This window comes from Actinophytocola sp. (assembly GCF_050699935.1).
Classification (GTDB): Bacteria; Actinomycetota; Actinomycetes; order Mycobacteriales; family Pseudonocardiaceae; genus Actinophytocola.
Map to the genome: position 1 here is coordinate 1 of NZ_JBOHGB010000203.1, position 10,669 is coordinate 10,669.

Here is a 10,669-nt window from a genome sequence, read left to right on the forward strand (position 1 = left end):
CCTCAGGGGAACGTGACGCAGGCCGGCCACAAGCACGTGCCCAACCGGAACTCCCCGTTCCTCACCGTATCGTCGAGATCGAATCGGGCCGAGGGCTTCGCAGCCGCACCTCAGGGGAACGTGACGCAGGCCGGCCACAAGCACGTGCCCAACCAGAACCCCCCGTTCCCCAACGCAACCAACACAATAAATTCCGGGGAGGCGGAACAGTGAGAGACCTGCCGATCAACGCCGACCGGTTGGCGGCGAGCCTGGACGAGCTGGGCACGATCGGTCGGGACCACCGGGATGGCTCGATCAACCGGATCTGCGTCACCCCGGTGGAGCGGCAGGCACACGACATGATGGCCACGTGGATGACGGCGGTGGGGCTGCGGGTGACGCGGGACGCCTTCGGCAACACGATCGGCACCAGGCCGGGCCGCGGCGCCGGTGGATCCATCGCGATCGGTTCCCACCTGGACAGCGTCCCGCGGGGCGGAAACTACGACGGCGCGGCGGGCGTGGTCGGGGCGCTCGAGGTGGTACGCGCGCTCGACGATGCGGATGTTCGCACTGAGCACGACCTCACGCTGGTCTGCTTCAGCGCGGAGGAGGGGGCCCGGTTCGGCAAGCCCTGCCTCGGCAGCAAGGCCGCGGTCGAGGGACTCGGGGACGACGAGCTGGCGTTGTCCGACCGGGACGGGGTGAGCCTGCGCGACGCGCTGGCGGCGGTGGGCATGCGCCCGCTGGAGACCACCCGACCGGCGCCGTGGACCCGGGACGTGGCCGCGTTCCTCGAACTGCACATCGAGCAGGGCAGGGTCCTGCAGGAGGCCGGCGAGGACGTCGGCGTGGTCGACTGCATCGCCGGGAACCGTAGGCTGCGCATGCGTTTGCGCGGGCAGACCGACCACTCCGGAGCCACCCCCATGCGGCTGCGGCGCGACGCGCTGGTGGCCGCCGCGGAGGTGGTCGTCGCGGTGCACCGGCTCGTCCGGCGGGCCGAGGACCTGGTCGGCACCGTGGGCGAGCTGACCGTGCATCCCGGCGCCATGACGGCCGTGCCCGGCCGGGTCGACCTCGGCGTCGACGTCCGCGGCACGGACGCGCGGGTGCAGGAGCGGACCATCCAGCAGGTGATCGAGGCGGCCCGCGCCGCCTGTAGGGACCACGACGTCGAGCTGGAGGTCGATGACGTGTCCGACGTGCCACCGGTCGAGCTCTCCCCCTGGCTGCGCGACGTGGTCGCCGGTGCGGCACGACGGGTGACCGGCCGCGCGCGGGTCCTCACCAGCGGCGCCGGCCACGACGCCGGCGTGACGGCCCGGCGGATACCCACCAGCGTGATCTTCATTCCCTGCCGGGACGGGGTGTCGCACAGCCCTGCGGAGTGGGCGGCGCCCGAGCACCTGGCCACCGGCACTCAGGTGCTCGCCCAAGCCGTGCTAGACGTGGATGCGCAAGCGACCACGGCCGCCGCGGTCCGAAGTAGGGAGCAGTCATGACACCCCCAAGAGCGAATCAGGCCGAGGCCTTCCCAACCGCACCTCAGGGGACCGTGACGCAAGCCAGCCACATGTACGTGCCCAAACAAAACCCCCCGCCCCCCAACACAACCAACACAATAAATTCCGGGGAGGCGGAGCAGTCATGACGCAGCGGCAGCAGCGCGGCACCGCGAACCAGATCGAGGCATTCGCAGCCGCACCTCAGGGGACCGTGACGCAAGCCAGCCACAAGTACGTGCCCAGACAGAAACCTCCGTCCCCCAACGCAACCAACACATTGAATTCCGGGGAGGCGGCATGAAGCAGCGCGGCACCGCGAACCAGACGGAAGCCGGCCCGTCCAAGGCGCAGGCACGGGAGATCGCCTACCAGTCCTTACGATCCGGCATCCTCGCCGGGCACTACCACCCGTCCCAGCACCTGGTCGAGCAGAGCATCGCCGAGCAACTGCGGGTCTCGAAGACCCCGGTCCGCGAGGCGCTGACCCGGCTGGAGCAGGACGGGCTGGTGAAGTCCTTTCCCCACCGGGGGTTCTTCGTCCGCGACTTCACCGAGCGGGAGTTTCGCCAGGTCTACGAGCTGCGCGAGCTCTACGAGGGCGCCTGTGCCCGCGCCGCCTCGCAGCGCGCCGGGCATGCCGAGGTCGCCGAACGGCTCGACGTCGCCAACCAGGCCGCGCGGACGTCGTTCGCCGGTGGCCACATCGACGACGTCCACCGGCACTTCTCCGAGTTCGACGAGATCATCTTCGCGCAGACCGACAACGAGCTGCTGCAGCAGGAGGTCGCCCGAATCTGGGCCCAGATCTACCTCATGGGCGTGGTGACCAACCAGATCCCCGGCCGGATCGAGACGTCCATCGGCCAGCACGACAAGATCGTCGGCGCGGTCCGCGACGGCGACCCCGACGCCGCCGAGCGGCGGACCAGGCTGCACATCCGCTCGCTGATGGAAGACGAGCTGGAGCACCGCAGGCGCACCACCAGAGCCTGGAGCGTGATCCGGTGAACGGCAGCGGGCCCGGCACGGTGCGGCGCATCCACCACGTGGCCTTCGCCCACGCGGCTGGGCAGGGCCCGCACGGTCGTCTCGCCGAGTTGCTCGGGCTCCGGGTCGCGCACACCGAGCGGGCGCCCGGCATGGTGGAGCGCATGGTTCCGGCCGGCGACTGCTACCTGCAGCTGCTGGAGGCGGACGGGCCGGGCGTGGTGGAGAAGTTCGTCGACCGGCGCGGTGCCGCGCTGCACCATGTGGCCTTCGAGGTCGACGGGCTGGCCACGCTGCTCACCCGGCTGCGGGACGCCGGTGTGCGGTTGGTCGACGAGGTGCCGAGGCAGGGTGGCATGGGCACCGAGATCGCCTTCGTGCACCCGACCGCGTTCGACGGGCTGCTGGTGGAGCTGGTCGAGGCCGCCGGCCCGGTGGAGCCGTGATGTTGTTGCGGGTCAACGGGAACGAGACGGTCGCGGCCGCGGACGCCGCCGACTCGTTGCTGACCGTGCTGCGTGAACGGCTGGGCCTGACCGGCACCAAGGAGGGCTGCGGTCGCGGCGAGTGCGGCGCCTGCACCGTGTTGGTGAGCGGCCGGCCGGTGCTGTCCTGCCTGCTTCGGGCCGGCATGGTGGACGGGCCGGTGGAGACCATCGAGGGACTGGTCGAGGAGTCGGCGCCGCTGCGCCGGGCCTTCGCCGATCACGGCGGATTCCAGTGCGGCTACTGCACGCCCGGGCAGATCGTGCGGGGCGTGGCGTTGCTACGTGAGGGGCTGCCGCCCGGAGATGACCGGCTGCGCGCGGCCATGTCCGGCAACATCTGCCGCTGCACCGGCTACACCGGCATCGTGGCCGCGTTGCGCGCGGCGAGTGGTCGACCGAGTGGGCAGTCATGACGATCGGGACCCGGGTCCGGCGGATCGACTGGGCGGAGGTCACCTCCGGGGCCAGCCGCTACACCGACGACCTGTCCCTGCCGGGCACCTTGGTCGCCCGGGTGCTGCGCAGCCCGCACCCGCATGCCCGGATCCGCTCGGTGGACGTGTCGGCGGCGCGGCGGATGCCCGGGGTCGCGGCCGTGGTCACCGCCGCCGACTTCGGCGACGCGCGCTACATCCACCAGGGATCGTCCATGTCGGACAGACGGCCGCTCGCCGCCGACCGAGTCCGTTACCTGGGCGAGGAAGTCGCCGCCGTGGCCGCGACGAGCCGCGCGGAGGCCGAGGCGGCGCTGCGTGCCATCCGGGTGAGCTACCGGCCGCTGCCCGCCGTGACCGACGTCGCCGCCGCGGTCGCCACGGGCGCCCCGACCCTGCACGACGCGTCGCCGGACAACGTGGCTCGCCGGCTGCGCCTCGCCTTCGGCACCCCGCCGGTACCCTACGCCGACACCGTGTCCTGCAGCGGCCGCTACTACTTCGCCCGGCAGACCCAACTGTGCATGGAGACCAACCGGGCGGTCGCGCGGTGGTCCGCGGACGAGGAGGTGCTCGAGCTGTGGACCCCGACCCAGGCGCCGTACTTCATCCGCAAGGAGGTCGCCCACGTCCTCGGGCTCGACGCGGACCAGATCAGGATCCGGGAAGTGGCCGTGGGCGGCGGCTTCGGGTCGAAGTCGAAGATCTGCGAGCACGAGGCGCTGGTCGCGGCGCTGGCCATGAGGTGCCCTGGGCGTCCGGTCAGCCTGGTCTACGACCGCGAGGAGGAGTTCCTCGCCACCAAGCCACGGCACGACTTCGACATCGAGCTACGAACGGAAGCGACCCCGGAGGGTCGGCTGCTCGGGCACCGCGCCGACATCACCGCGGACAACGGCGCGTACAACCACTACGGCCCCTCGGTGCTCACCACCGCGGCCGCCGTACTCGCCTCCCTGTACCGCAGTGACCTCGCCGACATCCGCGCGAACCTGGTCTACACCAACAAGCAACCAGGCGGGCAGTTCCGCGGCTACGGCGCGCCGCAGGCGACCTTCGCGGTGGAGTCCCAAATGGACGAGCTGGCCGACCGAATCGGCATGGATCCCATTGAGTTGCGGCTACGCAACGTGCATCGCGAGGGAGAGACCACCCACGCCGGCTGGCGGATCGTCGACACCCGCCTCACCGAATGCCTCGAGGTGCTGCGCACGGCCAGCGGCTGGACCGGCAAGCGCGCGGACGGCGGACGCGGGCGGGGCATCGGCATGGCGATCGCCATCCACCCCAGCGGCAAGAACGCCTACTTGGGATCGAACCGTAGCGAGGCCAGCGTCACGATCGGCACGGATGGTGGTGTGGTGGTCGGCTTCGGCGGCGCGGACGCCGGTACCGGGCAACGGTCGCTGATCGCCGACGTCGCCGCGGAGGAGCTGGGACTCGACTCCGGCTCCGTCGACGTGGTGATGATGGACTCCGACCGGACACCTGTGGACTTCGGTGCCTGGTCCTCGCGCGGCACCTTCATGTCCGGGCACGCGACCCGCGCGGCTGCGCGAAACGCGGCCGAGTCGCTGCGGAAGCTGGCAGCCGAGAAGTTCGGCGTCGATCCGGCCGAGGTCACGCTGCGAGATGGGGAGGCTCGCACCGAAGGGCAGGCGGTGGACCTTGGCAGCCTGGTGGGCATGGCCGACCGTGCGCACTCCGGCGAGCTGCGCTTCGACGGCGAGTTCGTCGCCGAGGTGGAGCGCACCGATATCGACGGTGCCCCACGCAACGCGTCGGCTACCTACTCCTTCGCCGCGCAGTCGGCCGAGGTGGAGGTGGACCTGGAAACCGGAAAGGTCCGGGTGCTCGACTTCGTCGCCGTGCACGACTCTGGCGTGCCGCTTCGCCCTATCGACTTCGAAAGCCAGATCACCGGCGGGATCGCCATGGGCATCGGCGCCGCGCTCGGCGAGGAGATCGGCTACGAAGGCGGTCGGGTGGTCAACCCGTCCTACCTCAACTACGCCACCCCGCGCGCCGCGGACCTGCCGCCGATCCAGGTGATCCCGGTGGTGCACCACGACCCAGCCGGCCCGCACGGCGCGAAGGGCATCGGGGAGATCGCGCTCAACCCGACGGCGGCCGCCGTGGCCAACGCCGTGGCACACGCGATCGGCGTCCGCATCCGGGACCTGCCGATCACCCCGGACAAGGTCCTGGCCGCCGTGGCGGAGACGAGCCCACGTCGCCGCTACCGGTGGTGGCAGAAGCCGGACCGGTGGTGGGTCGCGCTCATCCGCTGGCTGTATCCGCGTGGCCTGCACGTGGTCCTGCACCGCTACGGCACCAGGTTCGCCCACTCGGTGCCACCACAAGAGATCGCTCGGATCGAGAAACCCGAGGACGTGCAGGGGGCCACCGCGGCACTCGCCGGCGCCGAGGCGGCCCGTCCACTCGGCGGCGGCACGGATCTGTTCCCGGCAAGGGACCAGGGCCTGATCGCACCGCAAGTGTTGGTGCGGACCGATTCCGTGGTGTCGATGGCCAGGCTCGCCGAGACCGCCGAGGGTGATCTGGTCATCGGTGGCGCGGTCCGGCTCGCCGCACTCGGCGAACACGCGGCGACCGACCCGGTGCTGCGTGCCGCGGTGTCCGGCATCGCCTCGGCACAGATCCGCGAGATGGCCACCGTGGGCGGAAACCTGTGCCAGCAGAAGCGCTGCTGGTTCTACCGCAACGGCTTCTCCTGCTACAAACGCGGCGGCGCGACCTGCCCGTGCTACGCGGTGCTCGGTGACCACCGCTACCAGCACGCCGTGCTCGGAGCCCACCGCTGCCAGGCGGTGACCCCGTCCGACCTGGCCACCGTGTTCGCCGCGCTCGACGCGGTGGTGACGTGCCAGGGCCCCGACCGGCGGCGCGAGCTCGACCTGGCCGGGTTCTACCGGGGTCCGGGGGAGACGGTCCTCGCCGACGACGAGCTCGTCGTGGAGGTGCGCGTGCCCGCCGCCGCGCGGCAACGGGTGAACGGCTTCGAGAAGCTCAACCTGTGGGAGGGTGACTTCGCGGTGACCTCGGCGGCGACCTCGCTGGCCGTGGCCGACGGCGTGGTCACCGACGCCAGGCTGGTGCTCGGCGCGATCGCCCCGACCCCGTACCGCGCGCGGGCGTCGGAACGGGCACTGATCGGCGAGGCGCTGACCGACGCGACCATCGAGCGCGCGGTAGAGGCCTGGACCGCCGACGCGCATCCGTTGGCGCGCAACGAATGGAAGGTCGACGCCACGGTCGCGCTGCTGCGCAGGCGCCTGCGCGCGTCGATCGAGTCGCACCGGGAGGGGTCCGCGGATGCCTAGGTTGGCGCTGATCCAGCACGGCGCCGGCGAGATCAAGGCCGGCAACGTGGCACACGCCGCGGAGCTGGTCCGCCGCGCCGCCGGGGCGGGCGCGGACATCGTCTGCCTGCCCGAGGTGTTTCACAGCCGGTTCCGGATGACCGAGCTCGGCAGGGAGTTCTTCACCGACGCCGAGCCCGTCCCAGGCCCGACCACCGAGCGGATGGCCCGGCTCGCCCGGGAGCTGGGCGTGGTGCTCGTGGTGCCGGTGTTCGAGCACGCCGGGCGCGGCGTGTACTACAACAGCGCGGCGGTGCTCGACGCCGACGGGACCCTGCTCGGCAAGTACCGCAAGCAGCACATCCCGCTCAACACGATCTTCTACGAGAAGCTCTACTTCAAGCCCGGCAACCTCGGCTATCCGGTCTTCGGAACCCGGGCCGGCCGGATCGGCGTCTACATCTGCCACGACCGCCATTACCCGGAGGGCGCCCGGGCGCTGGCCCTCGGCGGTGCCGAGCTGATCCTCATTCCGGTGGCCACGCCGGCCTCGAGCCTGTCCTCCGCCGTTTTCGAGCTGGAGATCCGGGCACACGCGGTGTTCAACGAGCTGTTCGTGGCCGCGGTGAACCGGGTCGGGGTGGAGGGGGAGCACACCTACTACGGCCGCAGCCTGGTCGCCGCCCCGGACGGCCGGGTGCTCGCCCAGGCCGGCGACGGCGAGGAGATCCTGCTGTCCGATGTGGACTTCGCGGAGATCGACGAGCGCCGGCTGGCGTGGCAGTTCTTCCGGGACCGCCGGCCGCACACCTATGCCGCGCTCATCGAGGAACAGCCGTGACCGAACCGGCGTGGGACTTCCCGGCATCCCGGGCGCTCTACGAGCGGGCCAGGGCTGTCATTCCCGGTGGCAGCACCCGGCAGTCGGTCTTCTACCGCCCGCATCCGCTGTACGCGGTGGCCGGCGAGGGGTGCCGGGTGCGGTTCGTCGACGGCCACGAGGCACTCGACTTCCACAACAACTTCACCAGCCTGGTGCTCGGGCACGGCCACCCGGCGGTGCTGTCGGCCGCACACGCACGGCTCGACAGCGGGGTGGCGCTCGGTGCGCCGACCGAGCCCGAGATCGAGCTGGCGGAGTTGCTCGCCGGCCGGTTCGCCGGGGTCGAGCAGGTGGTGTTCTGCACGACCGGCTCGGAGGCGATCATGCTGGGCATCCGGCTCGCGCGTGCGGTCACCGGGCGCGCGGGCGTGGCCAAGTTCGAGGGCGGCTACCACGGCGGCTACGACCACGCGAAGGTGAGCGGGATGGTCGGCCCGGACGGCTGGGGCGACGAGCTCGAGCCCGAGTCGGTGCCGGACACCGGTGGCCTGCCGCCGCGGGTGGCCGCCGAGGTGCACGTCGCCCGGTTCAACTCGCTCCCGTCGCTGCGCCGCGTCCTCGACCGGCACGGGGACCGGATCGGCGTGTTGGTGCTCGAACCGGTGCTCGGTGCGGGCGGGATGATTCCGCCGGAGCCCGGGTTCCTGGCTGAGGTGCGGCGGCTGACCCGGCGGTTGGGCATCGTCCTGCTCTGCGACGAGGTGATCACGCAACGGCTGGCGGTCGGCGGCGGGCAGGAGAAGTACGGGGTGGTGGCCGACCTGACGGTGGTCTCGAAGGTCAGCGGCAACGGCTTCCCCATCTCCGCGCTGGGAGGCAGCCGCGCGTTGATGGCCCCGCTGGACGGGTCGGGCCGGGACGGACCGGCCGTGTACCACTCGGGTACCTACAACGCGAATCCGCTGTCCGTCGCGGTCTCGCTGGCCACCCTGCGGACACTGGACGCGGAGCTGATCGGGCACCTCGACCGGCTCGGTGAGCTGGCGCGCGGGGGACTGCGGGAGCGGTTCGCCGCGCGGGGCGTGCCGGCGGTGGTCACCGGCACGGGCTCGCTGTTCAACGTGCACTTCACCACCCGGCCGCCGACCGACTACCGGGGTGTGCGCGGCGCCGACCGGCAACGGCTCGCCGAGTTCCACCGACAGCTGCTGCGCGGCGGCGTGCTGCTCGCCGGTCGCGGCATGGGCTGCATATCCGCCCCGATGGTGGCGGCCGACGTGGCCACGTTGCTGCGCGCCACGGACAAGGCCCTCAGCGAGCTGGGCTGGTAGACGGCGAAAGGACTGGCATGCGGTTCGACTTGGTGGTACGGGGTGGCCGGGTGGTCAGCCCGGGGACGGCACGGGTGACCGACATCGGCGTGCGGGACGGGCAGATCTCGGTGCTGGGTGATCTGTCCGGTGTGGACTCCGCACGGACGATCGACGCCGCCGGCCTCACGGTGTTCAGCGGCGGCGTGGACCCGCACACCCACATCCGCTGGCCGTTCCTGGACGCCACGTCCCACGACGACTTCCGCACGGCCTCGATCGCGGCGTTCCACGGCGGCACCACCTCGGTGGTGGACTGGGCCCTTCCCGCCGACCGGTCCGCGCTGGCGGGTGTCCGGCGCCGCCAGAACGAGGCCACCGGTGACGGGGTGCTCGTCGACTTCGCGCTGCACTGCGTGCTCGGCCCGGACCTGGCGCGTGGTTACGACGAGGTACCAGACGTGGTCGAGCAGGGCTGCCCCACCTTCAAGTGCTACCTGACCTATCGCCGGCGCGGCCTGCTCACCGACGACGCCAAGCTGGTCCGAGCGCTGCGTGCGGTCGCCGCCGCCGGAGGCATCGTCGGCGTGCATGCGGAGAACCCCGCGCTGCACGAGACCACGGAGGCGGAGCTGCGTGCGGCGGGCAAGCAGGACGCGATGCACTTCCGGGCCGCCAAGGACAACCTCGTCGAGGCGGAGGCGATCCACCGGGCGATCTTTCTCGCCGAGCAGGCCGGTGCGCCGCTGATGATCCAGCACGTGTCCACCCGCGAAGGTGTCGAGCTGGTTCGTACGGCGCGGCGGCGTGGCCTCCCGGTATTCGCGGAGACCTGCCCGCACTACCTGGTCCTGACCGACGAGGTCTACGAGGGACCGCTCGGCCGCCGCTACCTGTGCAGCCCGCCCATCAAGTCCACAGAGGACCAGGAGGCGCTGTGGGCGGGTCTCGCCGACGGCACGATCTCCATCGTCGGCGCCGATCACTGCGCGTTCACCGTGGCACAGAAGGAGGCGCCGGCCAGCGCCTTCGACGCGCCCAACGGTCTGCCCGGTGTGGAGACCCGGCTACCGCTGCTCTACTCGCACGGAGTCGCGGCCGGACGGCTGTCCGAGGCGCGCTTCAGTGAGGTGATCGCGGAGAACCCGGCCAGGGTCGCCGGCATCCACTCCCGCAAGGGCATCCTCGCCGTCGGCGCGGATGCCGACCTCGTGATCATCGACCCGGCCGCGCGCCGGACCATCACCGCGACCCGGCTGCACCAAGACACCGACTGGACGCCATACGAAGGCGTCGAGGTACGCGGCTGGCCGAAGTACACGATCCGGCGCGGAGAGGTCGTGATCGACGACGGACGGTACGTGGAGCCGGCCGACACCGGCCAGTTCCTCGCCGGAATGCCACATGGCTTCGACACCGTTCGGTGACCGATCGCGCACACCAGTAGGCCAATGGTCGGTCCGACTACCCGTTCACGTTCCGCTCACGGACACCTTCTAGCCTGCGCGTCGCCGCGCCAATGACGAGCCCGGCCGACGGCACTCCGGACACAGCCACACCCGCCGGCAGCGCATCCTCGGGTGGGCCGCCGCCCTGCGCCTCGCGACCCTGTCACTGTCCGGGAGCGCCGACCCCGACCGGTTCCTCGCCGACTTCGCCGCGAACGACCGGGCGGTGGCCGCGTACCTGGTCGACGAGGTGCTCTCCCGGCTGCCCGCGGACATGTCCGAGTTCCTCCGCACGATCAGCATCTGCGAGCAGATCTCCGCGTACCTCGCGGCGCGGCTGTCCGGCCGGGCCGACGCGGCCACGCT

9 protein-coding genes are annotated in these 10,669 nt (G+C 71.5%); all 9 read left to right on the forward strand.

Translation table 11 applies throughout. From position 1 onward, the window contains the following. Nucleotides 1–213: hypothetical protein (locus ACRDTB_RS35190; RefSeq protein ID WP_431436574.1), on the forward strand; the 213-nt coding region annotated here is incomplete at its 5' end. Then, on the forward strand, nt 210–1,487 hold the full coding sequence (locus ACRDTB_RS35195) for a Zn-dependent hydrolase (protein ID WP_431436575.1): 1,278 nt from the start codon (nt 210–212) through the stop codon (nt 1,485–1,487). The genes ACRDTB_RS35190 and ACRDTB_RS35195, both read left to right, overlap by 4 nt. Nucleotides 1,488–1,787: 300 nt before the next feature. Continuing rightward, entirely contained in the window at nt 1,788–2,498 is a 711-nt protein-coding gene (locus ACRDTB_RS35200) for a GntR family transcriptional regulator (RefSeq protein WP_431436576.1), read from the forward strand. Further along, on the forward strand, nt 2,495–2,923 hold the full coding sequence (locus ACRDTB_RS35205) for a VOC family protein (protein WP_431436577.1): 429 nt from the start codon (nt 2,495–2,497) through the stop codon (nt 2,921–2,923). The genes ACRDTB_RS35200 and ACRDTB_RS35205 overlap by 4 nt, the downstream gene beginning before the upstream one ends. Further along, nucleotides 2,923–3,378, forward strand: a complete 456-nt coding sequence (locus ACRDTB_RS35210; protein WP_431436578.1) for a (2Fe-2S)-binding protein — start codon at nt 2,923–2,925, stop codon at nt 3,376–3,378. The genes ACRDTB_RS35205 and ACRDTB_RS35210 overlap by 1 nt, the downstream gene beginning before the upstream one ends. Beyond that, nucleotides 3,375–6,743, forward strand: coding sequence for a molybdopterin cofactor-binding domain-containing protein (locus ACRDTB_RS35215; protein WP_431436579.1), 3,369 nt, complete (start codon nt 3,375–3,377; stop codon nt 6,741–6,743). The genes ACRDTB_RS35210 and ACRDTB_RS35215 overlap by 4 nt, the downstream gene beginning before the upstream one ends. Beyond that, nucleotides 6,736–7,563 (forward strand): nitrilase-related carbon-nitrogen hydrolase, encoded by an 828-nt coding sequence (locus ACRDTB_RS35220; RefSeq protein ID WP_431436580.1) that lies wholly within the window; start codon nt 6,736–6,738, stop codon nt 7,561–7,563. The genes ACRDTB_RS35215 and ACRDTB_RS35220 overlap by 8 nt, the downstream gene beginning before the upstream one ends. After that, complete coding sequence (locus tag ACRDTB_RS35225; RefSeq protein ID WP_431436581.1) at nt 7,560–8,876, forward strand: aspartate aminotransferase family protein; 1,317 nt, start codon at nt 7,560–7,562, stop codon at nt 8,874–8,876. The genes ACRDTB_RS35220 and ACRDTB_RS35225 overlap by 4 nt, the downstream gene beginning before the upstream one ends. A 17-nt stretch (nt 8,877–8,893) precedes the next feature. Continuing rightward, nucleotides 8,894–10,282, forward strand: coding sequence for a dihydropyrimidinase (gene hydA / locus ACRDTB_RS35230; protein ID WP_431436582.1), 1,389 nt, complete (start codon nt 8,894–8,896; stop codon nt 10,280–10,282). The last annotated feature ends 387 nt before the right edge of the window (nt 10,283–10,669 follow it).

Excerpts from the sequence above, each read along its gene's own strand:
- ACRDTB_RS35200 (WP_431436576.1), top strand. The coding sequence starts at position 1,788 with ATGAAGCAGCGCGGCACCGCGAACCAGACGGAAGCCGGCCCGTCCAAG.
- ACRDTB_RS35210 (WP_431436578.1), top strand. The coding sequence starts at position 2,923 with ATGTTGTTGCGGGTCAACGGGAACGAGACGGTCGCGGCCGCGGACGCC.
- ACRDTB_RS35215 (WP_431436579.1), top strand. The coding sequence starts at position 3,375 with ATGACGATCGGGACCCGGGTCCGGCGGATCGACTGGGCGGAGGTCACC.
- ACRDTB_RS35220 (WP_431436580.1), top strand. The coding sequence starts at position 6,736 with ATGCCTAGGTTGGCGCTGATCCAGCACGGCGCCGGCGAGATCAAGGCC.
- hydA (WP_431436582.1), top strand. The coding sequence starts at position 8,894 with ATGCGGTTCGACTTGGTGGTACGGGGTGGCCGGGTGGTCAGCCCGGGG.